The 21,042-nt window shown below is 72.0% G+C and carries 18 protein-coding genes; 9 read left to right on the top strand and 9 right to left on the bottom strand.

What is annotated here, in order from left to right:
- Positions 1-9: 9 nt before the first annotated feature.
- The 6 genes from HTV45_RS08410 to HTV45_RS08385 all read right to left on the bottom strand — a co-directional run bounded on the left by HTV45_RS08410 (position 10) and on the right by HTV45_RS08385 (position 6,425).
- Positions 10-2,448 (bottom strand): FtsX-like permease family protein, encoded by a 2,439-nt coding sequence (locus HTV45_RS08410; RefSeq protein ID WP_251691740.1) that lies wholly within the window; start codon positions 2,446-2,448, stop codon positions 10-12.
- Between the two features lie 122 nt (positions 2,449-2,570).
- Positions 2,571-3,341: an ABC transporter ATP-binding protein gene (locus tag HTV45_RS08405; RefSeq protein WP_251691685.1), complete on the bottom strand. Its 771-nt coding sequence runs from the start codon at positions 3,339-3,341 to the stop codon at positions 2,571-2,573.
- Positions 3,342-3,364: 23 nt separating this feature from the next.
- Positions 3,365-3,805 (bottom strand): hypothetical protein, encoded by a 441-nt coding sequence (locus HTV45_RS08400; RefSeq protein ID WP_215205015.1) that lies wholly within the window; start codon positions 3,803-3,805, stop codon positions 3,365-3,367.
- A 169-nt stretch (positions 3,806-3,974) separates the two neighbouring features.
- Positions 3,975-4,649: a response regulator transcription factor gene (locus HTV45_RS08395; protein ID WP_215205014.1), complete on the bottom strand. Its 675-nt coding sequence runs from the start codon at positions 4,647-4,649 to the stop codon at positions 3,975-3,977.
- Positions 4,649-5,908: a sensor histidine kinase gene (locus HTV45_RS08390; protein ID WP_215205013.1), complete on the bottom strand. Its 1,260-nt coding sequence runs from the start codon at positions 5,906-5,908 to the stop codon at positions 4,649-4,651. The genes HTV45_RS08395 and HTV45_RS08390 overlap by 1 nt, the downstream gene beginning before the upstream one ends.
- 202 nt (positions 5,909-6,110) lie before the next feature.
- Complete coding sequence (locus tag HTV45_RS08385; protein WP_215205012.1) at positions 6,111-6,425, bottom strand: hypothetical protein; 315 nt, start codon at positions 6,423-6,425, stop codon at positions 6,111-6,113.
- Positions 6,426-6,659: 234 nt separating this feature from the next.
- On the opposite strand from HTV45_RS08385, the gene HTV45_RS08380 reads away from it, so the two are divergent.
- The 6 genes from HTV45_RS08380 (at position 6,660) to HTV45_RS08355 (ending at position 12,555) form a co-directional block, all read left to right on the top strand.
- Positions 6,660-7,031: an arsenate reductase family protein gene (locus tag HTV45_RS08380; protein WP_215205011.1), complete on the top strand. Its 372-nt coding sequence runs from the start codon at positions 6,660-6,662 to the stop codon at positions 7,029-7,031.
- Between the two features lie 98 nt (positions 7,032-7,129).
- The gene (locus HTV45_RS08375; protein WP_215205010.1) at positions 7,130-7,792 is read left to right on the top strand and encodes a septal ring lytic transglycosylase RlpA family protein; all 663 of its coding nucleotides are present in this window, start codon (positions 7,130-7,132) and stop codon (positions 7,790-7,792) included.
- 267 nt (positions 7,793-8,059) lie between these two features.
- Complete coding sequence (gene glnII, locus HTV45_RS08370; RefSeq protein ID WP_215205009.1) at positions 8,060-9,088, top strand: glutamine synthetase; 1,029 nt, start codon at positions 8,060-8,062, stop codon at positions 9,086-9,088.
- A 451-nt stretch (positions 9,089-9,539) separates the two neighbouring features.
- On the top strand, positions 9,540-10,550 hold the full coding sequence (locus tag HTV45_RS08365; RefSeq protein WP_215205008.1) for an NAD-dependent epimerase/dehydratase family protein: 1,011 nt from the start codon (positions 9,540-9,542) through the stop codon (positions 10,548-10,550).
- Positions 10,551-10,569: 19 nt separating this feature from the next.
- Complete coding sequence (locus tag HTV45_RS08360; RefSeq protein WP_215205007.1) at positions 10,570-10,842, top strand: hypothetical protein; 273 nt, start codon at positions 10,570-10,572, stop codon at positions 10,840-10,842.
- 216 nt (positions 10,843-11,058) lie between these two features.
- Positions 11,059-12,555 (top strand): DUF1996 domain-containing protein, encoded by a 1,497-nt coding sequence (locus HTV45_RS08355; protein WP_215205006.1) that lies wholly within the window; start codon positions 11,059-11,061, stop codon positions 12,553-12,555.
- Between the two features lie 119 nt (positions 12,556-12,674).
- Here the strand turns inward: HTV45_RS08355 and HTV45_RS08350 are convergent, their stop codons facing one another.
- Positions 12,675-13,106 (bottom strand): hypothetical protein, encoded by a 432-nt coding sequence (locus HTV45_RS08350; protein WP_215205005.1) that lies wholly within the window; start codon positions 13,104-13,106, stop codon positions 12,675-12,677.
- Positions 13,107-13,253: 147 nt separating this feature from the next.
- Between HTV45_RS08350 and HTV45_RS08345 the strand changes: the two genes are divergently transcribed.
- The 3 genes from HTV45_RS08345 to HTV45_RS08335 all read left to right on the top strand — a co-directional run bounded on the left by HTV45_RS08345 (position 13,254) and on the right by HTV45_RS08335 (position 15,002).
- Entirely contained in the window at positions 13,254-13,766 is a 513-nt protein-coding gene (locus HTV45_RS08345) for a tetratricopeptide repeat protein (protein ID WP_215205004.1), read from the top strand.
- 106 nt (positions 13,767-13,872) lie between these two features.
- On the top strand, positions 13,873-14,568 hold the full coding sequence (locus HTV45_RS08340; protein WP_215205003.1) for a TetR/AcrR family transcriptional regulator: 696 nt from the start codon (positions 13,873-13,875) through the stop codon (positions 14,566-14,568).
- Positions 14,565-15,002, top strand: coding sequence for a hypothetical protein (locus HTV45_RS08335; RefSeq protein ID WP_215205002.1), 438 nt, complete (start codon positions 14,565-14,567; stop codon positions 15,000-15,002). The genes HTV45_RS08340 and HTV45_RS08335 overlap by 4 nt, the downstream gene beginning before the upstream one ends.
- Before the next feature lie 17 nt (positions 15,003-15,019).
- Here the strand turns inward: HTV45_RS08335 and HTV45_RS08330 are convergent, their stop codons facing one another.
- Together HTV45_RS08330 and pulA are read right to left on the bottom strand one after the other, a co-directional pair.
- Complete coding sequence (locus HTV45_RS08330; protein ID WP_215205001.1) at positions 15,020-15,379, bottom strand: 5-carboxymethyl-2-hydroxymuconate Delta-isomerase; 360 nt, start codon at positions 15,377-15,379, stop codon at positions 15,020-15,022.
- A 56-nt stretch (positions 15,380-15,435) separates the two neighbouring features.
- The gene (gene pulA, locus HTV45_RS08325) at positions 15,436-20,847 is read right to left on the bottom strand and encodes a pullulanase-type alpha-1,6-glucosidase (protein ID WP_215205000.1); all 5,412 of its coding nucleotides are present in this window, start codon (positions 20,845-20,847) and stop codon (positions 15,436-15,438) included.
- Positions 20,848-21,042: the final 195 nt, after the last annotated feature.

Below are 21,042 nucleotides of genomic sequence, written 5' to 3'. Positions count from 1 at the left end.
GGACAGGCCCTAATCGGACCCGGCGACGGCGACCGTCGGTGAGGTCCGGGAGGCGCGGAGGGCGGGCACCATGCCCGCGGTGGCGGTGACCAGGACGAGGGCGGTGAAGACCGCCGCGAGTTGCCCGGCCGGCACGCTGAACGGGGCTCCGGTCTCGGCGACACGGACCACCAGCCAGGAGTACGGCAGGGCGAGGGCCAGGCCGAGGACCCCGCCCAGTACGCCGTAGAGCGCGCACTCCACCGTGACCATGCGGTGCACGGCCGCTCCGCCGAGGCCGAGGGCCCGCAACAGCCCGAACTCGCGTTTGCGTTCGACAACGGTGAGACTCGCCGTGGTCGCGACTCCGGCGACCGCCACGAGGACGGTCAGTCCCAGCACCATGATCACCGTCGTGGCCATCGTCCGCAGGTCGTCCGATTCTCCGGCCTGCCCGGCCGAGTCCTCGGCGATGATCCGGCCGTCGCCGCGCCGCGGACCGGTCAGCGTGTCGGTGATGGCCTGCTGCGCGCGGATCCGTCCCTGGGCGCCGCTCCCGGAGGCGTTGGCGGTGATCTCGGTGGGCGCGGCGTCCGCTCCCATGCGGGTGAGGTCCGCGGCGGGGACGAAGAAGTTGCCGCCGTAGGGTCCCGCTCCGGGCAGCGTCGCCGCCACGGTGAGCTGGACGGGGTGTCCCTCGAAGGTCAGCGTCACGCGGTCGCCGGCCCGGAGGCCGAGCCGGTGGGCGTGGCCGGCGTCCACGACCACGTGGGCTGGTGCGAGGCGGTCGAGGGAGCCGGTGCGGGCGGTCAGGCCCGCGCCGGAGCGGACGGCGGTGAGGTCGAGGTCGGAGATCGTGGCGCTGCGGGCGCTCTCGACGACCTCCGCCGTGCGGAACGCGGTGACGTCGGCGAGTCCGGGACGGGAGGCGAGATCGGCGGCCAGCGACCGGTCCAGCGTGCCGCTGTCCCTCGGGTACAGGCGGAAGTCGGCGGGGGCCTCCACCGCCTGCCGGTACCGCTCGTAGGCGTCCAGGGAAGCCAGGCAGGTCAGCGTCGAGCCGACCAGGCAGACACCGAGGGCGACGACGACCGAGACCGAGGCCGCCCGGCCCGGCGCGCCCCCGACGCCGGCGACCGCGAGGCGGCCGGCCGCACCGGTGCGGCGCAGCGGCACGGCGACGGCCGCCAGCACCGGCCGGACCAGACGGGGTCCGAGGGCGATCAGGGCCAGGAAGGCCAGCCCGCCCGAGAGCACCACGAGGGTCAGCGCCGCGAACCGGTCGTGGTCCGTGTCGCCCGGCTGGGGCAGTCCGGTGTACTGCTGCCGGGCGAGAAGCGCGGCGCCCACCGCACACAGCAGGCCCAGCACGGTCCGGCCGGGGCCGTTCGCCGTTCCCTCTCCGGACGCCGCGCTGCGCAGCGCCTGCAGCGGGGAGACCCGGGAGGCGGACAGGGACGGGGCCAGGACCGCGAGGACCGCGAGGAGACCGGTGCCGAGCACGGTGAGCACGGCCTCCACCGGCGGGAGGTGGGGCGGGACGGACAGGTCGTGTCCGAACCGTCCGGCGACCGGGGGGACCAGCAGCCCGCAGCCCCAGGCCGCCAGCACTCCGGTCGCACCCGCCAGCAGTCCCACCACCGCTCCTTCGGCGACGAGCGCGGCGGCGAGCCGGCGCGGGGTCGCCCCGATGGCGCGCAGCAGCGCCAGCTGGCGTACCCGCCGGGCGAAGACGATGCGGAAGGTGGAGGTGGCGACGAGCACGGCCGCGCCGACGGCGACGGCGAGGAAGACCGTGACCAGTTCCAGGGTGTCCTTCGCCTCCGACACCGCCTGACGGGCCTCCTGGCGCCGCACCTCGTCCCCGGAGCGCACCTGTGCTCCGGGCACCGCCTGCCGGATCCGCTCCGCCAGGCGGGCCGGGTCCGCCGGCGCGGAGGACGTGGTGCCGGTGCGGATGTCGACGCGGGAATAGCCCGACACGCCGAGCAGCCGCCCGAGGTGGGGTCCGGGGGCGTACCCCGTGGGCTCCGTGTCGTCCGTGGCGGTGCTGCGGACGATGCCGCTGACCTCGACCGTGACGCGCCGGGTGGTGTCGCCGTCGGGTGCGGGCTGCAGCAGGGTGAGCGACGAGCCCGGGGCGAGACCGTACTCCCGCGCGGCACGCGTGTCGACGGCGAGCCGGCCCGGCCCGGAGGGGTAGGTGCCTTCGGTCAGGCGGACTTCCGCCAGGGCGCCGGTGCCGGGGTCCGCGGACAGGGCGAGGTAGCGTTCGACGGCGCTGCCGTCCAGCGGGGCGCCTCCCTCGAGCCGGCCGACGGCCTCGGTGACCCCCGGTATCCCGCGCACGGCGCGGAGGCGGTCCTCGCCGATGTCCTCCCCGCCGCCCGGCTCGGCCACCAGGGACACCGCCTCGGGTGTCCCGCGGAAGTTCCCGACGACGGTCGCGGTGATGATCTGCTGGGCCATGACGGTCCCGAAGACGACGAACGCGGCGATCAGCAGCGACAGTCCGGTCGCCGCGAACCGTCCGGGCCGCCGCAGGAGTTCCGCCACCTGGGAGCCCAGGACGGTCGCGCGCCAGGGGTTCCTCATCGCCGGCCCGCCCCGGGGCCGGTGACGGGTGCGGCGGACCGCCCGGCGGGGACGGAGTCCTCGTCCCGGACGACGCGTCCGTCCGCGAGGGTCAGCACCCGGTCCGCGTACCGCGCCGCCGCGGGGTCGTGGGTGACCATGACGACCGTCTGGCCGAGTTCGTCGACGGACCGGCGCAGCATGGTGAGGACTTCGCCGCCGGCCCGGGAGTCGAGGTTGCCGGTGGGTTCGTCGGCGAAGACCACGGCCGGCCGGGCCACCAGCGCGCGGGCCACGGCGACCCGCTGCTGCTGACCGCCGGACAGCTCGGCGGGCCGGTGCGACAGCCGGTGGGCGATGCCGAGGACGTCGCAGAGGTGGTCCACCAGCTCGCGGTCCGGTCGTCCGCCGGACATGGTGACGGGCAGCACGATGTTCTCGTAGGCCGTCAGCTGGGGCAGCAGGTTGAAGGACTGGAAGACGAACCCGATGCGCTTGCGGCGCACCCGGGTCAGCTGCCGGTCGGACAGTCCGGTGATCTCCGCTCCGTCCAGGACGATGCTGCCGGAGGTGGCGGTGTCGAGTCCGGCGACGCAGTGCATCAGGGTCGACTTGCCCGACCCGGAGGGGCCGACGACGGCGGTGAAGCGGGCGCGCCGGACGCCGACGGACACCCCGTCGAGGGCGCGCACCTCGGTGGTGCCCTGGCGGTAGGTCTTCGTCAGGGCGGTGGCGGTGATGACGTCGTCGTCCGGTGTGCGGCCGCGGGCGGCGGTGTGGACAGCCATGGGGGTGGTTCCCGCGATCCGGGTCAGGCGCCGAGCGGCGGCATGGACAGGGTGACGCCGGAGTCGGAGCAGTGTCCCCGCGCCTCCTCCTCGAGGCTCTTCACGTCCTTCGCGGACGGTGCCTCGGGGGACTTCTGGGCGGTCGCGAGGGCCCATCCCTCGTACTGGGAGATCCTGGCGCCGAGGTAGCCGTCCTCCATCTGCGCGCGGCGCTCGTCGCCGGTCTTCTTCCACCACGCCTGCGCGTCCCGCGCGGAGCCGGTGGAGATCTCCCCCGCCTCGGTGATGATGCGCTGCGCCAGCCGGCAGTCGTCGGCGGACGCCTGGCTGAGCTCGTCGCGGTCCAGCCACCAGTAGCCCGCGCCGGCGACCAGGGCTCCGGCGATCACGGCGGTGACCGCGCCGATGACGAGACGGCTGCGCTTGCGGTCAGGCGTGGTGTAAGTGGTGGGCGTGGTGCTCATCGGGTCCTCCGGTGTCTTCTCGGCCGCGTTCGGCGACAGTGAGAAGTCTGGATCCCGGCGGCCCGCCGGACATCGGCCACGAATCCGAGATCGGACGCCGCGGATCTGGCACACCGGACGGGGGTGCCCTGCGACCCCGGGGGCAGAACCCCGGGCCGCTTCCGCACCCTCAGGGGGAGGGCCGGACCAGCCCGGACTCATAGGCGAACACGACGGCCTGGGCACGGTCGCGCAGGTGCAGTTTGGCCATGAGGTTGCCCAGGTGCGTCTTCACCGTGGCCTCCGCGACGTACAGCTCCGCCGCGATCTCGCCGTTGGACAGCCCACGGGCGACCAGGGCGAGTACGTCCCGCTCGCGCACGGTGAGGACGTCCAGCCGTTCGGCCTGTCCGTTCGCCGGTGCCAGCCGGTCCGAGACCCGGTCGAGGAGCAGCCGGGTGATGCGCGGCGCCACCACCGACTCGCCCGCGGCCAGGACCCGGATGGCGTTCACCACCTCGGTGGCCGGTGCGTTCTTCAGCAGGAAGCCGCCGGCTCCGGCGCGCAGGGCGGCGAAGGCGTCGTCGTCGTTGTCGAAGGTGGTGAGCACCAGCACGCCGGGCGGGTCGTCCCACCGCATCAGCCGTTCCGTGGCCTGGATGCCGTCCATCAGGGGCATGCGGATGTCCATGATGACGACGTCCGCCTCGACCTTCCGCAGCAGTTCGAGGGCGTCCTCCCCGTTCTCCGCCTCACCGACGACGTCGATGTCGTCCTGACCGGCCAGCACCATGGAGAAGCCGGCCCTGATCAGGGGCTGGTCGTCCACCACGACCACTCGGATCGCTCTGTCCGCCTGTGCCATCATGCCGTCCTTACCGGGATCGAGGCGTGTACGCGCCATCCGCTGCCGAGCCGGGGACCGGCCTCGAAGGTGCCGCCGGCGAGCTCCGCCCGCTCCCGCATTCCCACGAGTCCGTTCCCCCCGGAGCTGCCGCCGGCGACGCTGCCCGCGAGGTTGCCCGCTCCGTCGTCGGTCACGTCGATCAGCAGTGTGCCCTGCTCCTCGCGGAGCCGGATGTCGACCCCTGCCCCGGCTCCGGCGTGGCGGAGCACGTTGGTGAGGCATTCCTGGACGATGCGGAAGGCCGTCATCTCCTCCGCGGGCGACAGCCGTTCCTCGCCGACCTCGACCGACAGGTCCACGGCCAGCCCGGCGGCCCGTGCGCGGTCGGCGACGACCTTGATCTCGTCGAGGGTGATCAGGCGCCGCGGCGAGCCGCCGGCGGAGTCCGGGGTGCCGGAGTCCGGGGTGCCGGAGTCCGGGTTTCCCTCGCGCAGCACCCGGACGATGCGGTGCATGTCGTCGATGGCGTCCCGGCCCGTGGCGGCGATCGTCTTCAGCGCGGTTTCCGCCATGTCCGGCGACTTGCGCAGCACTGATCCGGCGCCGTCGGCCTGGAGGATCATCACGGCCAGGCTGTGCGCCACCACATCGTGCAGTTCACGGGCGATCTCGGCCCGCTCCCGGGTGGCGGCCAGCCGGGCCCCCTGCTCCTGTTCCCGCTCCGCGTGCCAGGCGCGGGCCGCCTGGCTCTCGGCGTAGAGGCGCCGGGTGTGCAGGGCGAAGGCCGTCAGCCAGACCGTCAGGGTCATTCCCCAGTAGATCAGGAGCGTTTCGGGGTCGGCGAACGGCTCGATGCCCAGAGCGGGCGCCCCCACCGTGCCGGCCGCCGTGGCCAGCAGCACCGCGGCGCCCGCCAGGTACGGCATCCAGGTGGTCCGGGAGTGGTGGACGACCGACATCATGGCGAACAGCACGGCCACGTTGTACGAGGCGGGTGCCGAGGCCAGTTGGAACTCGGGCAGGTCGTACAGGGCGAACTGGACGGCGGTCAGTGCCAGCACGGCCGCCATCACCGTGCCCGGGTACCGTCTGCGGGCCAGCAGGCCGAGGGCCATCAGACCGCCCAGGAGCAGGTCGTACTCGGCGCTGTAGTAGTCCGCCGCCGCCAGGACCACCAGGGCGATACCGAGGTCGCACGCCCGGGCGACGGCGCGGCCGTACCGGCCGGACGGCGTCATCCAGGACGACGGGACGGAAACCGTCCTCTGCTCAGCCAACCGTCGTGCCCTTCTTCTCCGGCGGGGGCGTGACCGCGCGGTTCCTCCGGCGCAAGTATCGTCTCCGCACGCCGACTTCGGTGACGGGGATGGTGTGCCCCCTGCCCGCCCCATAGTGCCTCAGCGCGCGCCCGGCGTGTGGCCACGGCGGTACCGGGCACCTCACGCGTGGAGGCGCCCGGCACCGGTCCCGCTTCCCGCTCTAGCGGTTGTAGCGCATGAAGGCGCGGACCATGTGGCAGGTGGTGTCCGACGGCGGGTGGACGCCGATCAGCTCCGCCGTGGTGCGGATCTTCTCGTCGCGTGCCTGGGTGGGCAGGTAGACGCCGGAGTCGAGCAGGGCGATGGCGAGCCGCATCGCCTTGAGCCGGCGGTTGTGCGTGACGTACCAGTGCCGGGGGCGGCCCGGCGGCAGCGGGCGCTTCTCCGCGGGAGCGCAGGGCGTTTCGAGCAGCACGGGACGCTTCGCGGTGGACTGGGTGGGCAGGGGCTTGGACTTCAGTGCGGCAGCGGGCACGGGCATCCTCCTGTCGCGGTCGGGGCGGCCTGCCGGGGTCCACGACGACCCCGGCGATTCCCTCGAACACTGCTTCCAGTCTACCGTCCGGCACTGACAATCAGCAGGCCTGAACGGTCAGGTAAAACGCCTGGTGATGCCGGGTTTTGGCGGTGTGTCACAGGAGCCCCGACAGACACCCGCGGCACGGCTGAAGAAATCGAACAGCGAGGGGGACGGCGTACGGTGTCCGTCATGGAGATCTGGATCAATCCGGCCTGTTCCAAGTGCCGTAGCGCCCTCAGCCTGCTCGACGCCGAGGGGGCCGGGTACACCGTCCGCCGGTATCTGGAGGAGGTGCCGGACGAGGACGAGATCCGGGCGGTGCTGGAGCGGCTGGGCCTGGAGCCCTGGGACATCACGCGGACCCAGGAGGCGGAGGCGAAGGAGCTGGGGGTCGGGGCATGGGCACGGGACGCCGGTGCGCGCGACAGGTGGGTGGCGGCGCTCGCCGCGCATCCGCGGCTGATCCAGCGGCCGATCATCACGGCTGACGACGGAACGGCGGTCGTGGGCCGCTCGGAGGACGCCGTACGGGACGCCCTCTCCCGCGGAAAGACGCTGTGACGCAGGCCACTTCGGCGACTTGGTCCGACGGCTGAGCAACTGCGTTCGGTATCTCGTACATAGCGGCGTACGCCCCCCTACCGTTTCAGGAGGCGCGCATGTCGCGCAGGAGATCACTCGGTCCCAAGAAGAAGCTCGCGCTGCTGCTCAGCGCCGCCACGGTGGCGGGAGGCGGCGCCTTCCTCATGGCGACGACGTCGAACGCCACCCCGCCGGCGGCCGCCACCAAGTCGGCGGCGGACTCGACCGTCTGTCAGGGGCTGGCCACCGCGCTCGGCAACAACGAGAGGTTCATCGAGGGCCAGCGGGCGGCCCCCGACGCCCAGTCCGAGGCGCGGATCGCCAACCGCGAGGCGGTCATCGCGCAGATCCAGCTCCAGCAGGAGGCGTCCGGGTGCACGGTTGGGGAGTCGGCTCAGGGCTCCCAGACCGCACAGCCGGAGCAGCCCGCACAGCCCGCGCCCTCGCAGCCGGCCGCGGGCGGCCAGGGAGCAGGTGCCGGGCAGGCCGCCGGTGAGCAGGTGTGCAACGGGTCGACCGTCACCCTCTCCGGTGAGGACGGCGCCCCGGCGGCGTCCAGCAACCAGTTCCCGGCCGGGACGAAGCTGAAGGTCACCAACCTGGACAACAACAAGTCCACGACGGTGGAGGTCACCTCGGTGTCCGGCAGCTGTGTGCTGCTCAACAACGCGGCCTACGAGCAGGTCCGTGAGGCCGGCAAGTTCGTGATCCGCCGCGCGGTGATCGAGAAGGTGGGGTAAGGCCCGGATTCCCTCCCGGGGGGCCCGCTGCTCACGGTCGGGAGCGGCGGGCTTCTTCCTGTGCTGTCCTGAGCCGTCGCATACAGCCCCGTCCCGCCCCGCGCACTCACAGAGTGGGGCGGGACGGGCCGACGTCCGGTAACACGGGGTTCACATGCGGGCAATGGCCGGGAAATCGCCTGTTGACAAGCTGCGTGCCATCGACGGCGGCGCCCCAGTGCCGCAGCACCCGCACCAGCGTCAGCCCCACCCCGAAGGATGTGGACCGTGAGCTTCAAGGCCGAGTACATCTGGATCGACGGCACCCAGCCGACCGCCAAGCTGCGTTCCAAGACGAAGATCATGGACGACGGCTCCAAGGGCGCGGACCTGCCGATCTGGGGCTTCGACGGGTCCTCCACCAACCAGGCCGAGGGGCACGCCTCCGACCGCGTTCTCAAGCCGGTCTTCGTCTGCCCGGACCCCATCCGCGGCGGCGACGACGTCCTGGTGCTGTGCGAGGTCCTGAACACGGACATGACGCCGCACGAGTCCAACACCCGGGCCGCGCTGACCGAGGTGGCCGGCAAGTTCGCCGACCAGGAACCCGTCTTCGGTATCGAGCAGGAGTACACCTTCTTCCAGGGTGCCCGCCCGCTCGGCTTCCCCGAGGGCGGTTTCCCGGCCGCGCAGGGCGGCTACTACTGCGGTGTCGGCTCCGACGAGATCTTCGGCCGTGACGTCGTCGAGGCGCACCTGGAGAACTGCCTGAAGGCGGGCCTGGGCATCTCCGGCATCAACGCCGAGGTCATGCCGGGCCAGTGGGAGTTCCAGGTCGGCCCGCTGGCCCCGCTGACGGTCTCCGACCAGCTCTGGGTGGCCCGCTGGCTGCTGTACCGCACAGCCGAGGACTTCGGCGTCTCCGCCACCCTGGACCCCAAGCCGGTCAAGGGTGACTGGAACGGTGCGGGCGCGCACACCAACTTCTCCACCCGGGCCATGCGCGAGGGGTACGAGGCGATCATCACCGCCTGCGAGTCCCTCGGTGAGGGCTCCAAGCCGCTGGACCACGTCAAGAACTACGGTGCCGGCATCGACGACCGCCTCACCGGCCTGCACGAGACCGCCCCGTGGAACGAGTACTCCTACGGCGTCTCCGACCGCGGCGCCTCGGTGCGCATCCCGTGGCAGGTCGAGAAGGACGGCAAGGGATACATCGAGGACCGCCGTCCGAACGCCAACGTCGACCCGTACCTGGTGACCCGTCTGCTGGTCGACACGTGCTGCACCGCGCTGGAGAAGGCCGGCCAGGTCTGACCCCGTCCCGCGGTCCTCACGAGGGGCGTCCGCCGTTCACGGCGGGCGCCCCTCGCGTCGTCTGCGTCGATGGGGACATGGCCGGCCACCGGAAGTGCGGTGCGACGAGGCCCAGTGACCTCGAGCCGTTCCGGCCGTCCCGCCGGCACCACGGCTTCGACCGGGTGCGTTGTCGCGCGGCGTACGCGCCGGCCCGCTGACGCCCGGACCCCCTCCAGGCCTCCGGCCGCCGCCCACCGCGTACGTCCTCGGCGGACCCTTCGCGCGAAAGCGTCCTCACCCACCTGGAGACCCACCCGGAGCTGGAACTGCTCGCCCGGGACACGATCCGCACGGTGCGCGGGGTCGGCCGCACGTACGTCCCGCCGGCCGGCCGCTGAGCCGCACGGCCCGGTCTGCCGTCAGCAGAGCGCCGTTCCGTCCCGCCGCCCGGACGGGCAGAGTCCCCGGTATGAGACTTCTGTTGCTGGGTGGTACGGAGTTCGTGGGCCGGGCCGTCGCCGAGGCGGCCGTCGGGCGGGGCTGGGAGGTGACCGTCTTCCACCGGGGCCGGCACGAGGCTCCGGCGGGCGTGCGGACGCTGCTGGGCGACCGCACCGCGCCCGGCGGTCTGGCCGCGCTCGACGAGGACCCCGGTGAGTGGGACGTTGTCGTCGACACCTGGTCGGCCGCGCCGGGCGCGGTGCGGGACGCGGCGCGGCTGCTGCGCGGCCGGGCCGGGCGTCACGTGTACGTGTCGAGCTGCTCGGTGTACGAGTGGCCGCGCCCCGCCGGGTACACCGAGGACGCTCCGGTGGTGGACGGCGCGTCCCCGGACGCGGATCTCACGGACTACGCGCGGGACAAGCGGGGCGGCGAGCTGGCCGCCGTGGACGCCTTCGGCGCGGACCGGTCGGTGCTGGTGCGGGCGGGGCTGATCCTGGGGCCGTACGAGAACGTGGGGCGGCTGCCCTGGTGGCTGAACCGGATGGCGCGCGGCGGCCCGGTCCTCGCCCCCGGGCCGCGCGACCTGCCGCTGCAGTACGTGGATGTGCGCGACCTCGCCCAGTGGATCCTCGGCACGGCCGAGCAGGGGCTGAGCGGGCCGTACAGCGTTGTCTCCCCGCAGGGGCACGCGACGACGGGCGAGCTGCTCGAGGCCTGTGTGCGGGCGACCGGCGGACCGGCCGAGCTGCGGTGGACGCCGCCGGAGGTGGTCCTGGAGGCGGGCATCGAACCGTGGACGCAGCTCCCGGTGTGGGTGCCGCCGGGCAGCGACCTGCACGACGCGCTGCACTCGGCGGACGTCTCCCGGGCGGTCGCGGCCGGACTGCGCTGCCGGCCGGTCGCGGAGACCGTGGCCGACACCTGGCGCTGGCTGACGGGGATCGGCGGCACCGCGCCCCAGCGCCCGGACCGGACGTCGAAGGGACTCGATCCGGCGGTGGAGGCGAAGGTACTGGGCGTGGCCCGGGGGGTGTAGCCGGCTCCGCGCGCAGGAGTTGCCGGCCGACGGCACGGGCGGGGCGGCAGTTGCCCGCGCGGCAGTCGGGCGGCGACCGGCCGCTCACGCGCCTGCCGCCCCGGAGGCGGAGGGGCTGGAGCCGACGGCGCAGGGGCGGACCAACGCCGCGGTCACGGGCCGGACGGCGGTGACGGAACGGGCGATCGCCGAGCACACCGCCGGCGTCTTCGCCGAACCGGGTCTTCAGGTGCCGGACGGCGGCAACCGGCGCGTGCCGGCGGTTCTCGCCCATCCCGACCACGGCCGGTAAAACCGGACCCACCGCTTCACCCCCTGTGGGTGATCCGCAACTCCCGGTGCTGCGAGGGGTGTTGAAACCGGTGTGGCGGTACTGACTTCTCATCGATTTCCGGGACGGGTGAACACCCGTGGGGCGGCTCCCGTAATCAAGGGAGCCGCTTCACTCCTGTCGGGCCGCTCAATGCCCCGCAATGGTGCCCCCGCAAGGAAGGTCAAGAGGAGTTCCATGGGACGCAACACAAGAAAACGCCGTATGCCACTGGCCACCAAGGTGACAGCCGGGGCGGCGGCCCTGGCGCTCGGTGGGGGCGGGCTGGTCTGGGCCAACTTCTACGCCTCGGCGCACGAGGACAACGGAGGTCACCACAACCGGACGAAATCGCGGAACGCGCAGGTCGCGACGATCAACTGTCCGGACGTCGGCCAGAGGCTGACGCAGGTGCCGCGCAGTGCCCGCAAGGGCGTCGCCAGGGAACTGGCGCGGCTCGACCGGCAGATCACCGAGGCCTACACGCGTCTGGCGGAGACACGCCAGGCCCAGGCCGGCGACGCCGGCTATGTCGACAACGCCATCCTCGGGCCGCTGAAGTCCAAGCGGACGGCCACGCTGGACCGGATCAACATCAACATCAACCGGGCGGGCGGCAAGGCACCGCGCGACTTCGGCCGGTTCGCCCCGTGCCAGGGCGTTCCCGTCGATCAGGGCGGTGGCGGCCAGGACCAGGGTGACGGCGGCCAGGACAACGACGGCGGCCAGGACAACGGCGGCGAGCAGGGCAACGGCGGACAGGCGCAGAACGGCCCCGTCGCGGACGACTTCATCAGGATCGAGGACGTCCCGCCGAACTCCCGCAACCTGCCCAACGGGCTGGCGGCCAACGGTGACGGCGGCTCGACCGGCACCTTCACCACCGACTGCGGCACCAACGAGAACGGGCTGCGCAACTCGGACAACGTGATCGCCGCTCCCGGTGTCAGCAACGGTGCCCAGCACCATCACGACTACGTCGGCAACCAGGCCAACACCGCCTTCGCGAGCGACGAGGACCTGGCCAACGGCGAGACCACGTGCCAGAACCAGGGCGACAGGTCGACCTACTTCTGGCCGGTGCTGCGGATCCAGGACGGTACGCAGGAGATCGACCAGGACCAGCCGGGCGGTGGCCAGGACGGCAACGTCGGCAAGATCGTCGCGCCCACCGCGGCGGAGCTGAAGTTCGTCGGCAACCGGACGAGCGACGTCGTCGCCATGCCGAGGGCGCTGCGTATCATCACCGGTGACGCCAAGTCCTTCACCAACGGCCCGGGCAACGCCAACACGGCGTGGAGCTGCACCGGCTTCGAGGACCGTCAGGTGACGGACAAGTACCCGATCTGCCCCGAGGGCAGCGGCGTGGTCCGGACGTCCAACTTCCAGAGCTGCTGGGACGGTCAGAACACCGACAGTGCCAACCACCGGACGCACATGGACTTCGTCGAGCCGGACGGCACCTGCTCGAACGGCTTCCAGGCCATCCCGCAGCTCCAGGTCCGCCTGGTCTACGACAACATCCCGGCCCCGCAGATCGAGAACGGGCAGGTCGTGAACCCGTTCGCGCTGGACTCCTTCCCGGAGCAGCTGCACAAGCCGCTCACCGACCACAACGACTTCATCAACTTCTTCGACGAGGACCTGATGAACCAGATGGTCGAGTGCATCAACAGCGGCCAGGACTGCCAGTAGCCCGGTGACCCGGTAGCCCGGTAGCCCGGTAGTCAACGGAAGAGGCCGGCGGTGGGAGATCCCACCGCCGGCCTCTTCGTGTCCTCCTGTGTGCTCCCCGTGTGCTCGCGGCCGCCGGGTCAGCCGTGGTGGCCGCCCTGGTTGTGGCTGCCGCCGGGGTTCATGTGCTCGGAGCCTTCCTCCATGGTGCCGCCGAGCGTCCCCTGCAGGGCCGTCACGGTCCGCTCCTCGCCGACGGCGACCCACTTGCGGCCCACGAGGTAGTAACCGCCGTAGTCCTTGGCCGTGTTGAGCCACTCGCGCTGGCCGCGGTCGGTGGCGAAGGTGGCGAGGACGTACTTCTCCTTGCCCTTCCCGCACAGGGCCTGGCGGATGGTGTCGGCGTCGGTCTGCATGTTCGGCTCGCACTTCGCCTCGGCGGCCAGGTGCTCCAGGCTGCCGGTCGCGGTGGGCGGCGCCTGGTCCTCGCCGTCGCCGCCGGATCCGCAGCCCGCCAGCGCCAGGGCCGCCACCGCGCCGGTCAGCGCGAGCATCGGTCGGGTCACCCTCATGTGTTCCTCCGGTCCTTGACGGCGACATCGTGACGGCGACACGCCGCACGGAGCCCCGGCGGGGGGCTCTCCGCCTTCGATACGGCTGTGGGACCCGCAACGCTCAATTCCGCTGCGATCCCCGGACGCGCATGCGACGGTGGCGCGATGAACAGCGACTGGGAAGACCGTGTGGCCGCCGCCTGGGCCGCCTTCGACACCCACGCCGAGGAGGACGCGCCGGCCTTCCGGGCCACCATCGACGCGCTCGCCGCCGAGCTGCCCGCGGACAGCCCGCTGGGCGCCTTCGAGCGTGCCTGCGCCTGGGACTCGACGGGGCACCCGGACCGGGCGGTGCCGCTCTACCGGCAGGCGCTCGACGGCGGGCCGGCGGGCCTCGACCGCCACAAGGCACGGCGGGCGAAGATCCAGCTGGCCAGTTCCCTGCGGAACACCGGCCGGGCGGAGGAGGGCGTGCACCTGCTGGCACCCGAACTCGTCGCCGGGTCCGACGAACTGGACGACGCCGTACGGGCCTGCCTCGCCCTGTGCCTGTCGAGTCTCGGCCGGGACCGCGAAGGGCTCTCGCTGGTGCTCGGCGCGCTCGCGGCGCATCTGCCCCGATACCAGCGTTCGATGGCGAACTACGCGCGTCTGCTCGTCGAGCCCGCCGACGAGTGACGCGAACCGGAGGACGGGCGGACGACCGGCTGGTTGCGACGACCCGGTGAACCCCGTGGGCCGGTCCGGACGGTTCGAGGCCGGAATCGATCGGTAAGGTGTTCGCATGACCACCGGGGTACGTCGCAGAATGGGAGTCGAGGAGCGACGGCAGCAGTTGATCGGCGTAGCCCTCGAACTGTTCAGCCGGCGCTCCCCCGACGAGGTCTCCATCGACGAGATAGCGTCGCGTGCGGGCATCTCGCGCCCGCTGGTCTACCACTACTTCCCCGGCAAACTCAGCCTGTACGAGGCGGCGTTGAGGCGCGCCTCGGAAGATCTGGCGTCCCGGTTCATGGAACCGCACGAAGGGCCGCTCGGATCGCGGCTGCGGCGGGTGATGGCCCGGTTCTTCGACTTCGTCGACAGCCACGGCCCCGGATTCGCCGCCCTGATGCGCGGCGGTCCGGCGGTGGGTTCCTCGGCCACCAACGCGCTGATCGACTCCGTACGGCAGGCGGGGTACGAGCAGATGCTGGCGCACCTGGGGGTGGAAGGCCCGGTGCCGGCCCGGCTGGAGCTCGTCGTACGGTCCTGGATCTCGCTCGTCGAGTCGACCGCGCTGATCTGGCTGGACGGGCGGCGGGTGCCGCGCGAGGAGCTGGAGGCGCAGCTCGTGCAGGACTTCGCCGCGCTCGCCGCCGTCGCCGCGGCCCGCGACGAGGAGCTGGCCGCGCTGCTGCGGGGGCTGCTCCGCAACGAGCCGGGCGACGGCCCGTTCACCGATCTGGCGGTCCGGCTGATCGCGCTGGCGGGCACGTGAGCACCGCGACGACCTGGGCTCTCGTCGTCGAGACGACGCGGGGGATCGGGCAGCGCAAGCACACGGTGGCCGAGGTGCTGGTGCATGTCCTGGGGTCCCGGGAGGCGGCGCTCGCCGAGCTGGAGCGGCTGGCGCGCGACTACTTCCCGGAGCACCCGGCAGGCCGGCGCCGCCGCCGGCTGCTGCGGACCGCCGACGGGTTCCTGCTCGTGGTCGACGGCTCGTGGCAGACGTTCGCCAGCCGGTTCACCGTGGGCGAACTGCTGACCGACTCCGACGCGCCGCCCGCTCCCGAGCCGGTGGCCGCGGGACCCGCCCCGGCGCCCCCGGCCCCGCCTGCCACACCGGCCGCGCCGGTGTTCGATCCGGACGAGAAGGACGAGGACGGGATCCCGGTGCGGCCGGCGTGGCTGAACCGTCCGGGCCTGTCCTGATCCCGCCCGGCGCGGACCTACTCGCCCTCGGACTTCCGGTACGACGGGTCCAGGTCGCGGACCTCGGCGGAGGTGTGCAGCGTGACGCCCCCGGCGGGCTTGACGTACTGGCGCAGCAGGTCGAGCACGGTCTCGGTGAGCCGGGCCTTGGTCTCGTCGGCGCGGCCGGCCAGCAGGGCGATGTGGACGTGCACGAGGGCGTGGCCCGCGAGGTCGGTGCCGACGACGACGTCCCCGGTCCGCCGGAACCGCGTCTTGCACGCCGGCGGCCTGGCGGCCGCGATCTCCACCACGGCGGTGTGCAGGTCCCGCGCGAACGCGGGCCGGTCGAATCCGTCCGCCAGGTGGTCCGAGTAGTCGACGGTGATCTGCGGCATGAGCCCTCCTGCTTCCGGTCAGGAGGGCTCACACTAGCCGCAGTGCCGTACGGGGATCAGCCGGTGGCGGTGAACACCGCGACCGTGCGCGCCGGGACGGTGAACGTGCCGGACGCCTTCGCGTACGACGACGTCCTCACCACCGTGTCCCCGCCCGACTGCTGCACCGGGTGCAGCCGGTAGCCGGTTCCGGCGAGCGCGCCGACGCGCTGTCCCTGCCGCTCGGGCGTGGCGTTGAAGACCACGACCAGATCACCGAGCCGCATGGTGATCACACCGGGCGTCTCGTCCTCCCCGGACAGCGGGAAGGAGAGCCGGGACTGCACCTGGTCCGCCGTGTCGAGGGAGAAGACCTTCTCCGTCGTGCGGATCCGCAGCAGGTCCTGGTAGGCGGCCGTGGTGCCCTCGATCTGCGGGCAGCCCACCGTCACCGAGCCCAGCAGCGGCTTGGCGTACGGCCACTTGTCCTCGTTGTCGGCGGCCGGCGGCAGACCGCGGCCGAAGCCGTTGCCCGCCGCGCAGTTCCAGTGGATGGCGTTGAACCAGTCGCCGCTGTCGTAGGAGTTGCGGTCCAGCGACTTGGAGCGCAGCAGGTCGGTGCCCGCCTGGGAGAGGGCCGGGCCCTGCGAGAGGGCGGCCGTCGCCATGGCGAGGACCTGCATACGCGCCCGGTCCGCGGCCGGTGTGTCCTCCGGCAGCTTGAAGGCGAGCGCGTCGAACAGCGACTCGTTGTCGTGCGCGTCGGCGTAGGCGAGGGCGTCGCCGGGCACCGCCGCGTATCCGGCGGGGGCGCCGTTGTAGTCCACCTGGGAACCCCTGACCTCCTTGCCGCTGGTGTCGGTGAACGTGTAGTCGGCGAGGTTGCCGGAGAGCCCGACCTTGATCAGGTCCTGGTAGTGCAGGAGCCGGGCCTTCTGCTCGGCCTCGGTGCCGTTGGCCTGCGAGGAGTTGGGGTCGGTGTAGAGGCCGGAGGCGAAGCCCTGGACACCGGGGTCCTCGTCGAAGGGGCCGCCGCCGCGCACGGCGTCACGGGCCCGGTCGGAGAAGGTGGCGACACCGGTGCCGGCCATGTTCTTCTGCGTGGCCTGCTCGAAGCGGACGTCGTCGGCGATCTCGCCGAAGTTCCATCCCTCGCCGTACAGGATGATCTTCTTGCCGTCGACGCCGTCCTTCTCGGGGGTCAGGGCGTCCAGGGCCTCGCGGACGGCCAGGATGTTGGCCTTCGGGTGGTGGCCCATGAGGTCGAAGCGGAAGCCGTCGACCTTGTACTCCCTGGCCCAGGTGACGATCGAGTCCACGACGAGCTTGCCCATCATGGCGTTCTCGGGGGCCGTGTTGGCGCAGCAGGTGCTGTCGGCGACGGACCCGTCGGCGAGCAGCCGCTGGTAGTAGCCGGGAACGATCCGGTCCAGGACGGAGGTCCTGGCCTGGCCGCTCGCGGCGGTGTGGTTGTAGACCACGTCCATCACGACGCGCAGGCCGTCCTCGTTGAGCGCCTTGACCATCTCACGGAACTGGACCGTGCGGGCGGTGCCGTCGGGGTCGGTGGCGTAGGAGCCCTCGGGGACCGTGTAGTGGTACGGGTCGTAGCCCCAGTTGTAGGCGTCCTTGGCGGCGGCCTTCGCCACGCACTCCTGCTGCTTGCCGGAGTCGGCGGGGTAGGAGGCGAGGTCGCAGTCGACGGTCGCCTGCTCGGACTTCCTCTCGGGGATGGTGGCGATGTCGAAGGCGGGCAGCAGGTGTACGTAGGAGGTGCCGGCCTCCGCCAGCTTCCGCAGGTGCCTGCTGCCGTCGCTGTCCTTGTCGGTGAAGGCGAGGTAGGTGCCCCGGTCCTTCGCCGTCCGGTCCGCCACGGAGAAGTCCCGGATGTGCAGTTCCTGGATCTGGGCGTCCTTCAGCGGCACCGCCTTCGGCTTGGCGAGGGACCTCCAGCCCTCGGGGGCGAGGCGCCGGTCGCCGAGGTCGACGACGAGGCTGCGCTCGGAGTCGGTGGTCAGCGCGACCGAGTAGGGGTCGGTGACCTTGTTGGTGACGATCGTGCGGGTGCTGGGCGCCCACACCTTCACCACGTACCGGTAGGCCTTGTTCTTCCAGGAGGCGGGGCCGGTGACGGACCAGACCCCGGTGCCGTCGTCGCGCTTCATGCGGACGGTGCGGCCGTCGATCTCCAGGTCGACGTCCTGCGCGGTGGGCGCCCACACGGAGAGGGTGGGCCGGCCGTGGCGGAAGACCGGGCCGAGGCCGGCCTTCGTGGCACCGGAGGCGTAGAGGTCGTCGAGGACGCCGGCGATCTGCACTCCGGTCGCCGCGAGGACGGCGCCGTCGGCGGCGCGCTGGGCGGCGACGACCTGGCCGCGCAGCGCCTCGCGCACCCGGTCCCGGTCACGTGGGTCGACGGACCAGGCGGTGCCCTTCGCCAGGTGCGGGAACTTCGCCTTCTGGGCGTCCGTGAGAGCCGTCCTCGCCAGGCGCAGCCAGCGGGCGTCGCCGCTGTCCAGCATGCCGTCCCGCACCGTGACCGAGCCGGTACGGGAGGCGAGGAGCTGGGTGGAGGCGGCGGCCTCGGAGCCGTCCCAGACGAGGGTGTCCCGGTCGATCCAGACCGCCTTGGAGGTGGTCGGGTCGAGGGCGGCCGCGGAGCCCGCGGGCTGCGGCAGGAGGTACTTCTCCTGGCCGTTCAACAGCCACACCTCGTGGCCGTTCGCCCGCAGGTCCAGCGACTGGTCGGTGGGCAGGTCCTTCTCGTCGCCCTTGTGGAGGATGTAGCTGAGGCTGCCGGCACCCTCGGCGAGCGGCACCTCGAAGACAGCGCCATAGGCATCGGTCTTCACCGGTTCCAGGGGCTTCGACCAGTCGGTGGGGTCCGCGGCACCGGTCCAGGTGTGCAGGCCCCAGCCCTCGTAGTTCCCGTCCGCGCGGTGGTAGTGCAGCACCGCCTTGGTGGTGTCCTGGACCGGGTACTCGGGCCGCTCGGTGGCGACGGTCTCCTTGCCCTGCTCGATCCAGATCTCACCCGTCGTGGTGAGGTCGATCGTGCGGTCGGTGGCGACGTCCTTGGTGCCGTCCTTGTCGATGACGAGGAAGCCCAGGTCGGACGCGCCCGGCTTGAGCTTGACGTAGGCGAAGGCGCCGTAGGCGTCACGGCCGGTGAAGGGGTGACTGTCCGGCCACTCGGTGGCCTCGCCGTCCGCGAGGTCACCCCAGGCGTACAGGCCCCAGTCGTCGTAGTCGCCGTCGGGGCGCTGGTAGTGGACGACCGCGTAGTCGCGGGAGGCGGCGGAGGGCCGCTCCTGCACGGGCGGGGCGCCGGTGGTGGAGGCGGCCAGGGTGCTCGCGGTGCGGCCGGCCGAGTCGATCACGACGGCCTTGTAGCGCAGGGCGGTCCCGGCGGGGACGTCCTCGCCGATGGTGTGGGTGACCTTGTGGGGGGCGTGGTCGGCGGAGCCGAGGGTCTGCCACTTGCCGTTGCCGGTCCGGGCGGCGAAGACGACCCGGTTGAGCTGTCCGCCCTCGACGCCGGCGGTGAGCTCGACGGTGCCGGTGGCGCCGGCCTCGGGGGCCTTCAGGGTGATGGTGGGCTTCGCGGCGGGCTTGCCGAGCGGGCCGGAGGCCTCAAGGACGATCGCGCGGCCTGCCGGGACGGTGACGGTGATCTTCTTGTCGGCGTCGCTGGTGACGGTGGTGTCGGTGCCGTGGATGCCCTTGAACGTCATGCGGGCGGAGCCGGTGGCGAAGGTGGCCTTCTTCGCCTCACCGGCGTTGTTGAAGGCGACGACGTACTCGGTGGTGTTCTTGCCGGTCGCGGTGCGGGAGAAGGCGTAGACACCCGCGCCGTCGTCGGCGTACCGCTCCTGCTGGATGCCGTCGGTGAGCGCCGGGTGTGCCTTGCGGAGCTTGGCGAGAGCACTGATCTGCCGGTAGAGCGGTGCTCGCGTGTCGTAGGTGTCCTCGGCGTGGGTGCGGTCGGAGCCGATCAGGTCGTCGTCGAGGTAGTCGGCGGTGCGGGAGGCGAAGAGGGTCTGGCGGGCGTCCTTGTCACCGCCGGCGCCGGTGAAGCCCTGCTCGTCGCCGTAGTAGACGACCGGGTTGCCGCGGCTGAGGAACATCAGCTCGTTGGCGAGCATGTCCTTCCTCAGCAGCTCGGCGTCGGTGGCCTCCGGGTTGTCCTGCTTCAGGAACGTGCCGATGCGGCCCATGTCGTGGTTGCCGAGGAAGGTGACCTGCTCGTAGGCGTTGGCCCTGCCGGTCGTGTACTTGTGGTCGTCGCCGAAGACGGCCGCGAGCTTCTTCGCGCTGCCGCCCTGGGAGGCGTAACCGCGCGCCGCCTCCTGGAACGGGAAGTCCAGGGTGGCGTCGAGGCGGCCCTCGGTGACGTACGGGGCGGTGACGTCGGTGTCGGCGGAGTAGACCTCGCCGAACATGAAGAAGTCGTCCCTGCCCTTCTTGGCCGCGTAGGCGTCCAGGGCGGTGGCCCACTGGGTCCAGAACTCCATGTTGACGTGCTTCACCGTGTCGATCCGGAAGCCGTCGATGTCGAAGTCCTTCACCCACCGCTGGTAGATCTTCTCCATGCCGCTGACGACCTCGGGACGCTCGGTCCACAGGTCGTCGAGGCCGGAGAAGTCGCCGTACTCGCTGGACTCGCCGGCGAAGGCGGAGTCGCCGCGGTTGTGGTACATGTCCGGGTCGTTGAGCCAGGACGGGACCTTGAGCCGCTTCTTCTCGCCGGGGACGACCGGGGTGCGCGGGAACGAACCGGCGTCCACGCGCGGGAACTTCCGGTGGCCGTCGGCGTAGTCGGCGTCGTCGAAGGGTTCGCCGTCCTTGGTCAGGTACGGGAAGGCGCCCTTGGAGAGGTAGCCGTAGGACTTCTCCTCGTAGTCGATGACATCGGCGGTGTGGTTGGTGATGACGTCGAAGAAGACCTTCATGCCCTTGGCGTGGGCCTTGTCGATGAGGGTCTCGAGGTCCTTGTTGGTGCCGAAGTGCGGGTCGACCTGGGTGAAGTCGGTGATCCAGTAGCCGTGGTAGCCGGCCGAGGCGTCCTTGCCGGTGCCCTGCACGGGCTGGTTCTCGAAGATGGGCGCCATCCAGAGGGCGGTGGTGCCGAGCCCCTTGATGTAGTCGAGCTTCTTGGTGAGGCCCTTGAGGTCGCCGCCCTGGTAGAACCCCTTGTCGGTGGGGTCGTAGCCGTGGGTGAGGCGCGAACCGGTCAGTCCGCCGCGGTCGTTCTTGGTGTCCCCGTTGGCGAAACGGTCCGGCAGGACGAAGTAGAACTGCTCGCGGGTCAGGTCGTGCCGCGCGGGCGCCTGGGCGAGCTTCGCGTCCGACGGCGGCGCGGGCGGGGTGGCGGCACTGGCGGCGACCGGCTGCACCAGCGCGGCGGCGAGCGCGGCCACGGTGACGGCGGCGACGCGCCGGCCCCGTGCGGTGCGGCGCCCCGGGGGCGCGGGCCTTCTGGGTATCAAGGCGTGAACTCCTTGCGCTTACGGCTCATTGGGTCCGACCCCACGCCACGGCGACGGCCTGTTCCGGCCACGTCACCGGGCGCCGGGCGTGACGCTATCGCCGTTGAAAGCTTTACAGCAAGGGTTCTGCAAGTAACGGTAAGGCTTTGCATGATGGCGCCGGCCGTGCCACCGCCCGTGAACGGCGGCACGGCC

Source organism: Streptomyces sp. CHD11 (assembly GCF_018638295.1).
Lineage (GTDB): Bacteria > Actinomycetota > Actinomycetes > Streptomycetales > Streptomycetaceae > Streptomyces.
The sequence above is the reverse complement of the archived record's forward strand: the minus strand, read 5'-3'. Positions and strand labels throughout refer to the sequence as shown.